We start from the raw sequence: 14,572 nt of genomic DNA, 5'->3' as shown, positions 1-14,572 counted from the left end.
AGGCCCGCGCGGGCGGCAAGCGCCGCCTTCAGGCGTCAGCGGATCGCGGCGATCGGGCCTTCGGCGCGGCCGTGAATGAATTGCGTCACGTAAGGGTCTGACGTTTCATCCAGTTCCGCAATCGAGCCATGCCAGCGGATCAGCCCGTCATGCAGCATCGCCACCCGGTCGGCGATCGCCCGGACCGAGGACATGTCATGCGTGATGGTGATCGCGGTCGCGCCCATCTCGCGCACGACCGAGTTGATCAGATCGTTGATGACGCCGGACATGATCGGATCAAGACCGGTCGTCGGCTCGTCGAAGAAGATCACCGTCGGATCGGTGGCGATGGCGCGGGCAAGGCCCACGCGCTTTTGCATCCCGCCCGAGAGTTCGGCCGGGAACAAATCTGCCACCTCGGGGCCAAGACCGACGCGGGCGAGTTTCTCGACCGCGACCGCGCGGGCCTCGGCCTTCGGGCGTTTTTGTTGCCCGCGCAAGAGCCGGAAGGCGACGTTTTGCCAGACCGTCAGGCTGTCAAACAGCGCCGCGCCCTGAAACAGCATGCCAAAGCGCGACAGGAAGTCTTCGCGCGCTTCGATCACGGGGGCGCCGTTGACCCGGATCGACCCGGAGTCGGGCGCCACAAGGCCAAGGATGCATTTCAGCAGAACCGATTTCCCGGTGCCCGAGCCGCCGATGACGACAAGGCTTTCGCCACGCTCGACCCGCAGCGAGACGCCGCGCAGCACGGTTTTCGGCCCGAAGGATTTGTGGAGGTTTTCGATCTCGATCATTTGGAGAAGAACACCTCGGTCAGCAGGTAGTTGGAGGCGAGGATCATCACCGAAGCCGCGACGACCGCGGATTTGGTGGCTCGGCCCACGCCCTGCGCGCCGCGGCCCGAATTCATGCCGTAATAGCAGCCCATCAGCGCAACGAGGAAGCCGAAGGCCGCGCCCTTGACGAGGCCCGAGCCGACATCCCAGGCCTCGAGATATTCCCAGGTGTTGCGGATGTAGGTGGCCGAGTTGAAGCCCAGCCGTTCGGTCCCAATGAGCCAGCCGCCCATCACGCCGATCACATCGCCCACGGCGACGAGCAGCGGCACCGAGAGCGTCGCCGCCAGAACGCGCGGAACGGCAAGATATTTCAACGGGTTGGTTGACAGCGTCACGAGTGCGTCGATCTGCTCGGTCACTTTCATCGTGCCGATCTCTGCGGCGATCGAACTGGCCACGCGCGCGGCCACCATCAGGCCGCCCAGCACCGGGCCAAGCTCGCGCACCATCCCGATCGCAACGATCGAGGGCACGACGCTTTCGGCCGAAAACCGCGCGCCGCCCGCGTAGATCTGCAGCGCCAGCGCGGCGCCGGTGAAGAGCGCGGTCATGCCGACCACCGGCAGCGACAGCCAGCCGATCTGCAGCATCGCCTGCAGGAATTCGCGCGTGTAGAACGGCGGGCGCGCCAGATGGCTCAGCACCGAACCGGTGAAAAGTGCCACGCGGCCCGCGCCCGCAAGCGCCGAAAGAACGGTGCGGCCAAGCGCGGCCAGAGCAGAAAGGATCACACCAGTCCCCCGGCATAGACGCGCTGGTAGCGATGGCCGAGCGAGGTCAGGATTTCATAGCCGATCGTGCCCACCACATCGGCGAGCGCATCGACGCCCTGATGCGGCCCAAGGATATCGAGGCTGCGCGGGGTCTCGGCCAGATCGGTGACATCGACGGTGATCAGGTCCATCGAGACGCGGCCGACGAGCGGGCAGGGGGTGTCCTCGGCCCAGAGCGTCGCCTTGCCCGAGAGCCTGCGCGACAGCCCGTCGGCATAGCCCGCGGCGACGGTGGCGATGCGGCTCGCCCGTGTCGCGGTCCAGCTGTTGGAATACCCCACGGTCTCGCCCGGCTCGACGGTGCGGATCTGCACCACGGGCAGCGACAGCCGCACGACCGGGCGGGCCTTGTCGAAAGGCTGACCGCCATAAAGGCCGATGCCCGGCCGGGTGACGTCGAAATGATAATCGGGGCCCAGCAGGATGCCGCCCGTGGCCGAGAGCGCGCGTTTCAGCCCCATCCCGTCGGTCATGTCGCGGAAGGTTTTCAACTGCAGCGCGTTCATCGGGTGATCCGGCTCGTCCGAACAGGCAAGGTGGCTCATCACGAGCTTCGGCCCGGCGGCCAGCAGTTCGGCCGAAACAGCGGCCCAATCGGCGGGCTCGAGCCCGAGTCGGTTCATGCCCGTGTCCAGCTGCACGCCGAAGGCCGCGCCGGGCAGGGCGTCGAAATGGCGCTTCACCTGTTCGGCCGAATTCAGCATCGGCGTCAGGCCCAGATCGCCGATCATCTCGGTGTCGCCCGCCATATGGCCGGAAAAGACGAAAATCTCGGGGCCTTCGCCCAGGGCCTGGCGGACGGCTGCGCCTTCCTCGGTGGCGGCGACAAAGAACTTGCGCACCCCCGCCCGTGCCAGAACCTGCGCCACCTTGGCGGCGCCAAGGCCGTAGCTGTCGGCCTTGACCACTGCCCCGGTCTCGGTGGCGGCGGAAGTCATTGCGTCAAGCGCCCGCCAGTTGGCAAGCACGGCGTCAAGATCGATGCGGAGCGATGCTGTGGTCATGCGGTTTTCTTGAGCCTGAGGGGCAGAAGGTCAAGCGCAAACATCCGTGAGCGGGCGCGCCCGCGGCAGATGTGGCAGGGGGGCTCTGCCCCCCGTCCGCAAGCGGACTCCCCCCGGGATATTTGTCGCAAGATAAAACCAAAGGCTTCTTTTTATCTTGCCGCAAATATCCCGCGGGGGTCCGGGGGCGCGAAGCCCCCGGCTTTGGCTCAGAACCCGTCCGAACCGTCGCCCTGCCAGGGCCGGGCCAGGTCCGAGAACCGGGTGAAGCGGCTTTCGAACGCAACCTCGACGGTGCCGATCGGCCCGTGGCGCTGCTTGCCCAGGATCACCTCGGCCTTGCCATGCACGCGCTCGGCCTTTTGCATCCATTCGGCGAATTTCGGGTCGTCTTCCGGCGGCTTCAGGCGTTCATGATAATATTCGTCGCGATAGACGAACATCACCACGTCGGCGTCCTGTTCGATCGAGCCCGATTCGCGCAGGTCGCTCAGCTGGGGTCGTTTGTCTTCGCGGCTTTCCACCGTCCGGCTGAGCTGCGACAGCGCCATCACCGGAATGTTCAGCTCTTTCGCGATCGCCTTCAGCCCCATCGAGATCTCGCCGATTTCCTGCACCCGGTTGTCGGTCCGCCCCGAGCCGCGCAGCAGCTGCAGGTAGTCGACGATCACCACGTCGAGCCCATGCGTGCGCTTGAGCCGCCGACACCGCGCCGCCACCTGCGAGATAGGCAGGGCGGGGGTGTCGTCGATGTAAAGCGGGCAGGTCTCGAGCGCCTTCGCCGCCTCGACGAAGCGGCGGAACTCGGCCTCGGTCATGTCGCCGCGGCGGATCTGTTCCGAAGGCACTTCGGACGCTTCCGAGAGCACGCGCGCGGCGAGCTGCTCGGCGCTCATTTCGAGCGAGAAGAAGCCGACGACACCGCCCTCGACCGCGCCTTCGGTGCCGTCATGGCGCATCCCGCGCTTGTAGGCCTTGGCGATGTTGAAGGCGATGTTGGTCGCAAGCGAGGTCTTCCCCATCGAGGGACGACCGGCGAGGATCAGAAGGTCGGAGGGGTGCAGACCGCCCAGCTTGCGGTCGAGATCGCGCAGGCCGGTCGAGACGCCCGCGAGCCCGCCCTCGCGCTGGTAGGCGGCATTCGCCGATTGCACCGCTTCGGTCACCGCCTTGAGAAAGCTCACAAATCCCTTGTCGGCCGTGCCCGATTCCGCAAGCTTGTAAAGCGCGCCCTCGGTCTTCACGATCAGGTCTTCGGGTTCCAGCCCGACCTCGACCTTCTGCGCCGAAGCGGACAGATCCTTGCCGAGCCGGATCAGCTCGCGCCGCAGCGCAAGGTCATGGATCATCTGCGCATAGTCGCGCGCGGCGTAAGACGAGATCGCCGCCCCGGCAAGACGCGCGAGATAAGTGGCGCCGCCAAGCGCCTTGAGCCCCTCGTCATCCTCCAGATAGGCCTTGAGCGTCACCGGCGAGGCGAGCGCGTTCTTCTGGATTCGCGCCGCCGCCACTTCGAAGATGGTGCGATGCACGGGTTCGAAGAAATGCTCCGCCCGCACCACCGAGGCGATCCGGTCCATGACATCGTTATTCGTCAGGATCAGCCCCAGAAGCTGTTGTTCCGCCTCGATATTATGCGGCAGAGCCTCTTCTTCCGGCATCTCGGGTCTGATCGGTGCAAGCGTGTTCATTTCTGCCTCATGATCCCATCCCCCGGGCTCTTCTAGCGACGGGCGGGGGAAAACGGAAACCTTCCGCAAGGTCGGATAACCCTGTGGACAAAAGCGCAACCGCGCCGCAGTTTAGCGCATTTTTGGGGGAATTTCCACCAAGGACCACAAGATATTGCGGGTATCCCCCCGGGCGCGCGAGTCGCCCCGGGTTGTCCCCATTTCATCCACAGGCGTATCCCCGGGGTTCTCCCCGGAAATCTCAGGCCTTCTTGTGGGCGTCCTGCCAGGCGCGCGGGGCGCTGAGGAAGGCCTCGACCTCATCGAGCGTCGCGGCGTCAAAGGCGCCCTGCGCGCGGGCCTCGGCCAGCACGTCCCACCAGGTGCACAGGTGGTGCAGTTGCACCCCATGCGCGGCGAGCGTCGGCACGGTTTCCGGGAAGATGCCGTAGTAGAAGATCACCGCGGTATGGGCACAGGTGGCGCCGGTTTCGCGGATCGCATCGACGAAGCTCAGTTTCGAGCCGCCATCGGTGGTCAGATCCTCGACCAGCAGCACGCGCTGGCCCTCGGTCATCGCGCCCTCGATCCGGGCATTGCGGCCGTAGCCCTTGGGCTTCTTGCGCACATAGGTCATCGGCAGCGCCAGGCGCTCGGCCACCATCGCGGCGAAGGGGATCCCCGCGGTCTCGCCGCAGGCGATGTTGTCAAAGGCCTCAAAGCCCGCGTCGCGCAGCACGGTGATGGCGAGGAAATCCATCAGCGTCGAGCGGATGCGCGGATAGCTGATCAGCTTGCGGCAGTCGATATAGGTCGGCGAGGGCAGGCCCGACGCCAGCGTGAAGGGCGTCTCGGCGTTGAAATGCACCGCCTTGATTTCCAGAAGCATCCGCGCGGTCAGGCGGGCGATTTCTTCCTTGGCGGGATAGGAGGAGGGGATCATGTGCGTGTCCTCATGCTGTTTTTTCTTGGCGCAAATACGCCTCTTTTCGACCGTGGCGCCCGGGGGGCGGGTGGAAAAGAGCGTATTTGCCCCAAGAAAAAGGATCAGTCGATTGCGTGCCAGAAGACCGGGAAGCCCGGGTCGAAGACGGTGACGGGACCGGCGCCGGTCTCGATCTTGGCGGGCCAGGTCGCGGCGGCGGCGGTCTTTTCGAGCGTCAGCGTTTCACGGTTCACTGGCAGGCGATAGAAACGCGGCCCATTTTCCGAGACGAAGGCGGACAGGTTTGCCAGTTTGCCCTCTTCCTCGAAGACATGGGCGAGAAGGCTCATCGTGTTCGTCGCGGTGAAGCAGCCCGCGCAGCCGCAGGCGCATTCCTTCAGCGGGTCGACATGCGGCGCGGAATCGGTGCCAAGGAAGAACCGGGCCTCGCCGCCGGTCGCCGCTTCGCGCAGGGCAAGGCGATGGTGTTCGCGCTTTGCCACCGGCAGGCAGTAGTAATGCGGCTTGATGCCCCCAACCAGAATATGGTTGCGGTTGATGATCAGGTGATGCGTGGTGATCGTCGCGCCCAGATCGTCGCCTTGCGCGCGGGCATAATCCACGCCGTCTTTCGTGGTGATATGTTCCATCACCACGCGCAGGCCGGGCGTCGCGCGGCGGATCGGGTCGAGGACGGTCTCGATGAACACCGCTTCGCGGTCGAAAATGTCGACGGCGGGATCGACGACCTCGCCATGCACGCAAAGCGGCAGGCCGATCTCGGCCATTTTTTCCAGCACGCCGCGGACCTTGTCGAAGTCGCGCACGCCCGAATGCGAATTCGTCGTCGCCCCGGCCGGGTACAGCTTCACCGCTTTCACCAGACCCGAAGCCGCCGCTGCCGCGACATCGGCGGGCTCGGTGGTTTCGGTCAGGTAAAGCGTCATCAGCGGCTCGAAGCTCGCGCCTTCGGGCATCGCGGCGCGGATGCGGTCGCGATAGGCCGCTGCCTCGGCGCCGGTCACCACCGGCGGCACCAGATTGGGCATCACGATGGCGCGGGCGAAATGGCGCGTGGTTTCGGGCAGGACACCCGAAAGCATCGCGCCGTCGCGCAGATGCAGGTGCCAATCATCGGGGCGGGGAAGGGTGATGCGGGTCATGGGCACGGGTTACACAATCGTCCCTGGCTTTTCCAGTGCCAAGCGGCGCAGGCGGCTTCGCGCTGATGTGACCGCGGGGCTCTGGACGACGGCTTCCCCATGCGTCACCCTGCAGGGGCCTCGGGGGAGGATGGAGAGACACATGACGACACGGTTCATCGCTTTGGCGGGCCTTGCCGCCGCCACCGCCCTTGCGGGCTGCAACGATCCGGGCTTTCGCGGCGTGCCCGAAGTGCGCATCGCCACTGCGGCCGAGGTGACGCAGTGCAAGATGACGAGCACGATCACCAACGAGCCCGGGCTTTATGGCCCGCTTGTCGGGCATGAGGCAGAGCGCTACGCCCGCAACAAGATCCTCGACATGGCGAAGGGCGACGGCGCCAACACCGTCGTCTTCGATCCGGTGATTCCGGGCGAGCCGGTCTATCAGCTGTCGGCCAAAGCCTATCGCTGCTGAAAAGGGCGCGGCGTTTTACGCTGCATTGCAGAAAATGCAGGGCGGGGTTTCGGCAATCGCGATTGTCGAGCCTCGGCCCGGTCCCTATGTTGCCCGGATGGGAGGAAACATTCTGCACCCTGTCAGGAGGTTTCCATGACTTTTGTCGAACTGCATGACGCGCCGGCCAAGACACCGTTCAAGGGCATCGCCACGCGTCTGACCCGACTGCCGTCCGCCTTGGGCGAGGGGCTTGTCGATGTGCTTGAAACCGGCGCGCGTCTGCGCGAGGTATCGCGTCTGCGCGCGATGTCGGATGCCGAACTGGCGCTGCATCACATCACCCGCGACGAGATCGTGCCGCACGTCTTCCGCGACCGCTACTGCTACTGAGCGCTCCCCTGCGGCGGCCAATCCTCTTGCGCGGGGCTCGCGCGCGGTCGATACTGGCCGCGATGAAGATTGCGGAAGGAGCGGGAGATGTCGCAGGAAACCCTGACCGAAGTGCGCGGTGATCTGGTTCTGGCGGCGCTTTGCGTGGGACAATTCCGGGCGCCCTGCCAGATCGAGCCGGAACGCCTTCTGGTGCGGGCTGACGAAGCGCTGATGCAGGCGTTGCGCGCGCTCGGTCTGGAGACGGCTGCGGTCTTCGAAGCCTTCACCCCCGCGCCGCTTTTCGCGCCCGAAGAATTGATCCTTGATCAGGTGGCGCGCGGCATCATGCGTCGACAGGTCACGACGCATGTCTTCCGCCCGCATGATGACGAGACCGCCGAGGAAGACGGTGATTCCGTGGTGGCGACGGTCTGAGACGTCACTCCCCGGGGCGGTTCAGGCCGGGGTGCGGCTTGTCGCCGGTTCGGGTAGCGGATGGCCCGATTTTTCCAACTGATCTTCGAGAGCGGCCAGACGGTTGCGGAACCGGGGCCCACCCAGTCGCGCCACCACATTGCGGCACAGGAGCGCCTCGAGAAAGGGCCGGTCAGACCTGTCGAGATGGCCCGCCAACCGGCGCAGATAGCGCGTCGCATTGCGCCGCCCGCGCCAGAGCCGCCAGAATATCGCCGGGGTGAAGGTTCCTGCACAAGCCTGCGTCAGCATCGGTTCCAGCGCGTCGATCTCGGCCAGCGCGGTTTCGGGCGTGCTGCCCAGATTGCGGCACGGCAGCAGCGTCACATGCGGCCGTGCCATCAGCGCAGCATGCATCGCATCCTCGGCGATCAGCGGATCATAGATGATATAGGCGGCCCCGGCGCCGTCGAGCATGTCGGGGGCAAAGCCGTAACGGTCGGTGAAATTCTGCCGCCGCCGCCGCCGGAAGCGGTCGTCCCAGGCGGTCAGACGTGCGTCAAGCGTCGCCTGCGGTGCCAGCATGATCACCGTCGCCCCGGGGGCGGCCACCGAATAGGCCGCGGCCGCATAGCCGCAGCTGCCCGCGCCGTAAAACACCACGCGGTCGAAATCCTCGAAGAAGGCTTCGTCCACGAGACGGTCGAAATAGGCATAGACGGTCGGATCGCGGAACCAGCTTTCGTCATGGCCGATGATCGTCAGACTGGAATGGCCGCCCGCCTCTGCCAGAGAGAAGCCAGCTGGCAGTTCTTCCTCGGAGCGGGCACGGATCGCGGCGCGAATCTCGAAGCTGACCAGAAGCACCGGGCCGCGATCGGCAAAAAGCACCGAATGTGCCGGACCCAGCGGCTCATAATAGCCCTCAAGATCGCCCAGATGCTCGATATGGTGCAGCCAGTCGCTGTCGCTGAGATCCCGCATGGCCCTGACTTCCAGTGTTCCCCCGTCCATTGCAGCCCTCCTGCGCATCGCTGCAACAGAGTGGCGTGAACAAGGTTAATCTAGCATTGCTCTGCCCTGCCGGAAATGCGGCGCGGGCGGGAAAATAGATCGGATTGTAGGAAGTTCGGGGTCAATGCCTCGCAAAGCGGCGCAGTGTTTCCACTTCGTTTACGTCGGTGGCAGCTTTGTGGCTGCGGCAAGGCCAAGCGCCTGCATCCGCGCCGCCAGCGGGGCGGGCAGCGGGCGCGAGGGCGGCGTCAGCATCAGCCGCCCGAAAAGTGCGCGGAAGGATTCCTCGGCCATCAGTTCGGCGAAGCGCCTCTGCCGCCAGGCGACGCCCGCGCGATGCAGTTGGTCGATCTCGGGATCGGCGCGCAGCCGGGCGAGGCCTTCGGCGTTGGCGGGAGCATACCGGGCGATGCTGCGATCTTCGATGTCGCAGAAATTGCGCTCGACCCAGTAGCTCAGATCGAAGGTCGAGGCTTCGCGGTTCGCCCGGCCGCGGTCGCATTTGAGCACGTAGCCCTGCATCGAACCGAGTGCATAGTGATTGAGTTGCACCAGCTGCCACGGGTCTTCGCCGAGCGGCGTGAAGATCCGCCCGGTGCGGTAGGTCTCGGGCAGCACCCGGCCGCTGCCATCGACCCAGACCGTTTTCGCCAGCCGGTCATGATCGGGGGCGCGGGGGCGGTGCACGCCGAGCTTGCCATAGGTGCCGTCGTTGCGAAAGAACGTCTTGATCAGGCTCGCCCGCCAAGGCCAGGTCATGCCCGGGGGGGCGGCGCGGGGGAATTGCGTGGTCACTGGCGCGTCGCGGAAATCGACCACACCCGCATTGCCGAAAAGCCGCCAGGTGAGGGCAATGGCGGTGGCTTGCGGCAGCGCGGTCCAAAGCGCCGCAAGCGTGCCGTCGCCCGTATGGATGTTGACGAATTCGTCGATGTCCGCGACCAGAACCCAATCGGCGGCGCGGGTGAGCGGGTGTTTGTCCGCCGCCTTCAGCGCCGCCCATTGCGGCCCCTCGCGCCACGGACCCGGGTTGCGCACATGCGTCAGTTCGCCAAGCGCCTGCAGCCGGTCCAGCAGCGCCTCGGTGCTGTCGCTGCAATCGTTCGAAAAGACAAGAAAATCGGTGAAGCCCACGGCGCGGTGATGGGCGAGCCATTCGAGCAGGAAGGCCGCCTCGTTCTTCACTGTCAGAATGGCCAGCGCGCGCATCAGTGGTTCGCCTCGCCCTCGTGCTCGACAGTGAAGAAGAAGCCGGGCGGCAGGTTGTCGAGCGGCATCGCCGCCGGGATCACCCCGGGACCGGCGTTGAACACGGCCGAGCCGAAGACATGGAGAATGCGCGAGAGCTTCTCGAACCGCTCGGAGCAAAGCTCGGCGTAGAAATTCGCGTAAGCCTCGGTCGAGCGCAGCTCCGCGATCTTTGCCCGATGCGCGGCGACGGAAAACTCATGCGCGGCGCGGATCTCGGGATCGGCCAGAAGCCGGTCGAACTCGGCCCGCGTTTGCGGGATCATCCGCTGGATCGAGCGATCTTCCACTGCGTTGTGGTTCATCCGGAACCAGTAGTTCAGCCCCTGATCTCGGTCGACATGGTTCACCCGGCCGCGGTCGCGCTTGACCAGAAAGCTTTCGGCCGAGCGCACGGCATAGTGGTTCAGCTGCACCCAGTCATAGCCATAGGTGGTCGCGGTCGAGCGCCAGCCGTTGCGATACATCTCGCGCGGCATCGGCTTGCCCGATCCGTTCAGCCAGATCACCTGATCCCAAAGGTCGGGCAACAGCCCCTTCGGCCGGTGCACGCCCAGCTTCTTGTAGATGTCGATGTTGCGAAAGAGCGTCTTGAAGCCCCAGGCCTGATGCGGTTTGCGCACGATCTCGGGGGCGCAGGTGGTGAATTGCTCGATCAGGAAGCGGTCGTGATACTCATGCACGTCGCAATTGCCGAAAAGCCGCCAGGTGAGGGCGATCATGTTCGCCTCGCCCATCGCCTCATACAAAGCGCGCAAGGTGCCGTCGCCGATCTTCACGTCGATGAATTCATCGACATCCATGCAGATCGCCCAGCCGCAATTCTGGATCAGCGGCTCCTTCTCGGCGCTTTCCAAGGCCGCGTGCTGGGGCGGCATGTCCATCGTCCGAAACGGATTGTCGCGGTGTTGGCAGATCCCCTTTCGCTGCAGCATGTCGAGCATCGTGTCGGTGCCGTCGGTGCAATCATTGGTGTAGATCAGGAAGTCATCGACGCCGATGGCGCGGTGATAGGCGATCCATTCCAGAATGAAGGGGCCTTCGTTCTTCATCGTGGTGACGATGCAGGTGCGCCCGGCCTCGGTGGCGCGTTGCGGGGCCGCGCGCGGTTTCGAGACCGGCGGGCGGATCGGTTTTGCCCCCCAGATCCCGGTCGCGGCTTGTAACAGCTCGGGGTCTTCGATCAACGAGGTCTTGGGCGCCAGTTCCGAGGCCGCCCGTCCCGGCACGCGCAGCCCCATCGCGCGCCAGAACGGAAAGAGGCTCGCCGGATCGGGCTTCGTATAGGCGATGCGCAAGAGCCGCCAGGTCGCGTCAAGACTGGTCTTGCCGGGCGCGACGCCCCAGCGGGCAATGCCGCGCGTCGCGTCGAATTGCCGGCACAGGTGATCGGAAAACCGAGTCTCGGCCCCGGCGCGCACCCGCCACGGATAGATGCGCCGCCCCACCAGTGTCACCATGCCGGTGGGGGCGGCGAGACAAGCCTCGAAAGCCGAGGGGGCGCCTTCGGGGCGCGGTTGCAGGATGTCGGTCACGTCAAGCTGCAAGACGACGCGGGCGCGGGCGAGAAACCGCCATTTCGCCAGTTCCAGAACGATCCCCTGACCGAGCGGCGCCCGCCACGGGTCGTTCGCGGGAACCTCCATCCGGTCCTTGCCCGGCGCGTCGGGAGCGTGGAAGGGGTGGTTCTCCGGCCCGTGGTCGGGTTTGCCGAGGGGCACGGGGGAATGCAGCACGACGACGGTCATCGCCAGCTCGCGCGCCTCCAGCTCGCGCGCCACCGCCGCTGCCAGATCGGTGCCATGACCCATCGGACTGTCAGGCGGTGAGCGGTCGAGGATCAGCGCGCCTTGAGCCCCGTGCAGGTCGTGATGCCAGCACAGCCAATCGGCGATGCAGAGCGCGCTTTCCTCGAGCCGTTGCGCAAAAAGACAGAACTTGCCTGCGAAGAGATCGGTCTCGGCCGCGGCGGGGGCGATCTCGACCGGCAGCACCGGGCCTTGCGGCGCTTCGACGGGGGCGGGAGCGTCGCTCTCGCCCTCGACTTTGACCGGGCGCTGGGCCTCGGGGCACAGACCCAGCAGCAGCGGGCCTTCCGGCGCGGCGCGGCCATGCACCATCACACCCCCCGCCACTTCGCGCCGGTCGATCACCTCGACCCCGCCTTCGGGGGCCACGGCGGCGATCTGCCCGGCAAAGGCGGGATGAGCAAAAAAGAGCCGCAGCGTGCGTCCCGGTCGGCCATTGCGCAGCTCGGGCCAGATCACGGCGTCAAGCAGTCGCAACCCCTCGGGGCCGCCCTCGAAGGGGCTTGTCTGCATCTGCCGCGCGACGACCGTCGATCCCACCATCTGCACTCCGGGTTTTTCCCTGTCTTATCAGGGCGGCCCCGTGCTTTCAAACAAGCGCTGGGCCGAAGCGCAACTTTGCCCGCCGCGTCGCGGGATTGTTGCGGATTGATCAACGGCCGCAATAAATTGTTCTCTATCTGGCAATGCCCGAAAATCGCCTGAAAATCGCTTCGAATTCGGCCAAAGCCGATGTTTTCACCGGGCCGAGGGCGCTCTCCTTGCCAAGCCATCGGGAGCGGATAGAATGCGCGTGCATAAAACAAGAGGGTGGGCAGATGTTCGGAGCCAAGAAAGTCGAGGCGTTCCGTCGGAATCCGGGGCAGAGATACATCGAATTCTTCGATGAACTGCACCAGCGGATGGTCTTTGACTGGTACATGGAAATCGGCTGCCGGGCCGGGCGCAGCTTCGCGCCGGTGCGTGGCAAGACGATCGCCGTCGACCCCTTCTTCAAGGCCGAAGTCGACGTGATCGGCTCGAAACCGCAACTGCTGATCTTCCAGCAGACCAGCGACGATTTCTTCGCCTCGGGGATGCTCGAGAAGATGGGGATCCAGATTTCCTTCTCGTTCCTCGACGGGATGCACCTGTTCGAATACCTGCTGCGCGACTTCATGAACACCGAAGCGCTGACCAACCCCGAGGGGGTGATCGCGCTGCATGATTGCGTGCCCTTCAACGAAAAGATGCTGACGCGCGATCTGAAGAACCTGCCGAAGGGACCGTGGACGGGCGACGTGTGGAAGCTCATTCCGATCTTGCGCAAATATCGCCCGGATCTGGAGCTGACGGTGCTGAACTGCCGTCCGACCGGGCTGGTGTTCGTCTCGAACCTTGATCCGGCGAACACCGTGCTGCGCGACAATTACGAGGCGATTCTGGCCGAATGGACCTCGATCGATCTGGTGCCCTATGGGGTCGGGCGGTTCTACGATGCCTTTGAAAGCGTCGATGCCGAGGCTTTCGCCGCTGCGGATTACCCGATCTTTTCGAAGATCCGGCAAGCGCCCGCGACGATTCGCAAGCCGACCAAGGTCACGAAGTAACCGCGGGGGATCAGATGGTTGCCCACGACGACGATCCTTGCCGCGCCCCGCAGCCGCTTGGTGGCTGGTCCACGAAGATCGTGACCGTGCCGCAGGCGCTCGTCGTGCCTGCGACCGTGGCCGACATGGTGCAGCCGATGGGCGTCTTCGACGCCGAGGGCGCCTATGTGCACGAGGGGGTGCTCTGGCGCGGCCGTCGCCTGATGGTCGAGCCGGAGCCGCGCCCCGAACCCGTGGCCGAGTTGCCCGGGCGCTGGATCTGGGGCGGTGTCCTGCTCAATCACTTCGGCCATTTTCTCGTTGAAAGCACGCCACGGCTCTGGGCGCTCGATGCGCTGAAGGGGGCGGTCGATGGCTTCGTCTTCACCGTCAAGCGCGAGACGATCGAGGTCGAGGGCGAGCTGAAGCTGCAGCCGTTCCAGCGGCTTTTCTTCGATCTTCTGGGGATCGACGTGCCGATCCGCATTCTTGCGCAGCCGACGCGGGTCGAGTGTCTCGAAGTGCCCGGACAGGGCTTCGGCCTTGGCGCGATTGCCGCCGGGACCGAGCCGTTCCGCGCCTTCTTCCAGTCCCGCTTCGCGCGCGATATCGCGCCGCAAGGGGCGGAAAAGCTTTACATTTCCCGGTCCGCGCTGGGCGCCAGCCGGGGCGGCGTTCTGGGCGAGGACCGGATCGAAGCGGCGCTGGCCGCCGCTGGCTACGAGATTTTCCACCCGCAGAAACACAGCCTTGAAGCGCAGATCGCCCATTACAAGGCGGCGCGGCAGGTGGTGGCGCTGGATGGCTCGGCGCTGCACATGGTGGCGATGGTGGGCCGCACCGATCAGCAGGTGGCGATGATCCGCCGCCGCGTCAGCGACGTCTCGGACAGCATCGTCACCCATCTGACCGCCTTCACCGGGCGGGCGCCGCTGGTGATCGACGTGATCGAACAGGATTGGGTGCGCTCGGATCGCAAGCGTGCGGATCGGCATTCGGTCGGCCAACTCGATCTGCCCGCGCTGGGGCGCGCGCTCGTCGCGGGCGGTTTCCTGCCCGACGGCACCGAGATCCCGGCGATGTCCGAGGCCGACATTCAGGCGGGCGTGCATCTGTTCGAAGATGCGCTGAGCGGCAAGCTCAGGTTCGAGCCGCTGGCGCGCGGGGCACGGCGCGAGCTGCCCGAGGCCGACGGTGGCGCGCGGCGGCGCAAGGACAAGTCCGGCACGAAACCGGGCAAGGAAGGCAAGCTCAAGGGCGAGGAACGCCGGGCGGCGCGGATGGCGCGGCAGGCGGACAAGACCGAGCGGCGCGAAAAACGCGCGGCGGCCCGGCCCGAGGGCTGAGGCC

The 14,572-nt window shown here is 65.6% G+C and carries 14 protein-coding genes; 5 read left to right on the top strand and 9 right to left on the bottom strand.

Going from position 1 to position 14,572, the window contains the following annotated elements; translation table 11 throughout:
• Positions 1 to 35: 35 nt before the first annotated feature.
• The 6 genes from ACTTAI_RS12205 to pyrC form a co-directional block, all read right to left on the bottom strand.
• Positions 36 to 779, bottom strand: a complete 744-nt coding sequence (locus tag ACTTAI_RS12205) for an ABC transporter ATP-binding protein (RefSeq protein ID WP_444451826.1) — start codon at positions 777 to 779, stop codon at positions 36 to 38.
• Positions 776 to 1,552 carry an MlaE family ABC transporter permease gene (locus ACTTAI_RS12200; protein ID WP_444455753.1) on the bottom strand — a complete coding sequence of 259 codons (777 nt, stop codon included), beginning with the start codon at positions 1,550 to 1,552 and terminating at the stop codon, positions 776 to 778. Before ACTTAI_RS12200 ends, ACTTAI_RS12205 begins: the two co-directional genes overlap by 4 nt.
• Positions 1,552 to 2,601 carry an alanine racemase gene (alr, locus tag ACTTAI_RS12195; RefSeq protein WP_444451825.1) on the bottom strand — a complete coding sequence of 350 codons (1,050 nt, stop codon included), beginning with the start codon at positions 2,599 to 2,601 and terminating at the stop codon, positions 1,552 to 1,554. The genes ACTTAI_RS12200 and alr overlap by 1 nt, the downstream gene beginning before the upstream one ends.
• 209 nt (positions 2,602 to 2,810) lie before the next feature.
• Entirely contained in the window at positions 2,811 to 4,292 is a 1,482-nt protein-coding gene (locus tag ACTTAI_RS12190) for a replicative DNA helicase (RefSeq protein ID WP_013067299.1), read from the bottom strand.
• A 241-nt stretch (positions 4,293 to 4,533) separates the two neighbouring features.
• A complete protein-coding gene (locus ACTTAI_RS12185; protein WP_444451824.1) occupies positions 4,534 to 5,214 on the bottom strand; it encodes an orotate phosphoribosyltransferase in 681 nt (226 codons plus the stop codon).
• A 104-nt stretch (positions 5,215 to 5,318) separates the two neighbouring features.
• Entirely contained in the window at positions 5,319 to 6,359 is a 1,041-nt protein-coding gene (gene pyrC, locus ACTTAI_RS12180; protein WP_444451823.1) for a dihydroorotase, read from the bottom strand.
• 142 nt (positions 6,360 to 6,501) lie between these two features.
• Here pyrC and ACTTAI_RS12175 point away from each other — a divergent pair, with 142 nt between their 5' ends.
• From ACTTAI_RS12175 to ACTTAI_RS12165, 3 genes are all read left to right on the top strand, one after another.
• Positions 6,502 to 6,816 carry a hypothetical protein gene (locus tag ACTTAI_RS12175; RefSeq protein ID WP_444451822.1) on the top strand — a complete coding sequence of 105 codons (315 nt, stop codon included), beginning with the start codon at positions 6,502 to 6,504 and terminating at the stop codon, positions 6,814 to 6,816.
• Positions 6,817 to 6,951: 135 nt separating this feature from the next.
• On the top strand, positions 6,952 to 7,188 hold the full coding sequence (locus ACTTAI_RS12170) for a DUF1127 domain-containing protein (RefSeq protein ID WP_444451821.1): 237 nt from the start codon (positions 6,952 to 6,954) through the stop codon (positions 7,186 to 7,188).
• Between the two features lie 87 nt (positions 7,189 to 7,275).
• Entirely contained in the window at positions 7,276 to 7,605 is a 330-nt protein-coding gene (locus ACTTAI_RS12165; protein WP_444451820.1) for a hypothetical protein, read from the top strand.
• Positions 7,606 to 7,626: 21 nt separating this feature from the next.
• Here ACTTAI_RS12165 and ACTTAI_RS12160 read toward each other — a convergent pair whose 3' ends face one another.
• The 3 genes from ACTTAI_RS12160 to ACTTAI_RS12150 all read right to left on the bottom strand — a co-directional run bounded on the left by ACTTAI_RS12160 (position 7,627) and on the right by ACTTAI_RS12150 (position 12,197).
• Entirely contained in the window at positions 7,627 to 8,598 is a 972-nt protein-coding gene (locus ACTTAI_RS12160) for a phosphoadenosine phosphosulfate reductase (RefSeq protein ID WP_444451819.1), read from the bottom strand.
• Between the two features lie 159 nt (positions 8,599 to 8,757).
• Positions 8,758 to 9,807 (bottom strand): glycosyltransferase family 2 protein, encoded by a 1,050-nt coding sequence (locus ACTTAI_RS12155; RefSeq protein WP_444451818.1) that lies wholly within the window; start codon positions 9,805 to 9,807, stop codon positions 8,758 to 8,760.
• The gene (locus tag ACTTAI_RS12150) at positions 9,807 to 12,197 is read right to left on the bottom strand and encodes a glycosyltransferase family 2 protein (protein WP_444451817.1); all 2,391 of its coding nucleotides are present in this window, start codon (positions 12,195 to 12,197) and stop codon (positions 9,807 to 9,809) included. Before ACTTAI_RS12150 ends, ACTTAI_RS12155 begins: the two co-directional genes overlap by 1 nt.
• Positions 12,198 to 12,472: 275 nt before the next feature.
• Here ACTTAI_RS12150 and ACTTAI_RS12145 point away from each other — a divergent pair, with 275 nt between their 5' ends.
• Both ACTTAI_RS12145 and ACTTAI_RS12140 read left to right on the top strand, forming a co-directional pair.
• Positions 12,473 to 13,243 carry a hypothetical protein gene (locus tag ACTTAI_RS12145; protein ID WP_444451816.1) on the top strand — a complete coding sequence of 257 codons (771 nt, stop codon included), beginning with the start codon at positions 12,473 to 12,475 and terminating at the stop codon, positions 13,241 to 13,243.
• 14 nt (positions 13,244 to 13,257) lie between these two features.
• A complete protein-coding gene (locus ACTTAI_RS12140) occupies positions 13,258 to 14,568 on the top strand; it encodes a glycosyltransferase family 61 protein (RefSeq protein ID WP_444451815.1) in 1,311 nt (436 codons plus the stop codon).
• Positions 14,569 to 14,572: the final 4 nt, after the last annotated feature.

This window comes from Rhodobacter capsulatus, assembly GCF_052363175.1.
GTDB classification, from domain to species: domain Bacteria; phylum Pseudomonadota; class Alphaproteobacteria; order Rhodobacterales; family Rhodobacteraceae; genus Rhodobacter; species Rhodobacter capsulatus_D.
This window is presented reverse-complemented; position numbering and strand designations above follow the sequence as displayed.

Bases quoted from the DNA above. Each gene is read 5' to 3' on its own strand.
- ACTTAI_RS12205 (WP_444451826.1), bottom strand. From the start codon at position 779: ATGATCGAGATCGAAAACCTCCACAAATCCTTCGGGCCGAAAACCGTG.
- alr (WP_444451825.1), bottom strand. From the start codon at position 2,601: ATGACCACAGCATCGCTCCGCATCGATCTTGACGCCGTGCTTGCCAAC.
- ACTTAI_RS12190 (WP_013067299.1), bottom strand. From the start codon at position 4,292: ATGAACACGCTTGCACCGATCAGACCCGAGATGCCGGAAGAAGAGGCT.
- ACTTAI_RS12185 (WP_444451824.1), bottom strand. From the start codon at position 5,214: ATGATCCCCTCCTCCTATCCCGCCAAGGAAGAAATCGCCCGCCTGACC.
- pyrC (WP_444451823.1), bottom strand. From the start codon at position 6,359: ATGACCCGCATCACCCTTCCCCGCCCCGATGATTGGCACCTGCATCTG.
- ACTTAI_RS12175 (WP_444451822.1), top strand. From the start codon at position 6,502: ATGACGACACGGTTCATCGCTTTGGCGGGCCTTGCCGCCGCCACCGCC.
- ACTTAI_RS12170 (WP_444451821.1), top strand. From the start codon at position 6,952: ATGACTTTTGTCGAACTGCATGACGCGCCGGCCAAGACACCGTTCAAG.
- ACTTAI_RS12165 (WP_444451820.1), top strand. From the start codon at position 7,276: ATGTCGCAGGAAACCCTGACCGAAGTGCGCGGTGATCTGGTTCTGGCG.
- ACTTAI_RS12160 (WP_444451819.1), bottom strand. From the start codon at position 8,598: ATGGACGGGGGAACACTGGAAGTCAGGGCCATGCGGGATCTCAGCGAC.
- ACTTAI_RS12155 (WP_444451818.1), bottom strand. From the start codon at position 9,807: ATGCGCGCGCTGGCCATTCTGACAGTGAAGAACGAGGCGGCCTTCCTG.
- ACTTAI_RS12150 (WP_444451817.1), bottom strand. From the start codon at position 12,197: ATGGTGGGATCGACGGTCGTCGCGCGGCAGATGCAGACAAGCCCCTTC.
- ACTTAI_RS12145 (WP_444451816.1), top strand. From the start codon at position 12,473: ATGTTCGGAGCCAAGAAAGTCGAGGCGTTCCGTCGGAATCCGGGGCAG.
- ACTTAI_RS12140 (WP_444451815.1), top strand. From the start codon at position 13,258: ATGGTTGCCCACGACGACGATCCTTGCCGCGCCCCGCAGCCGCTTGGT.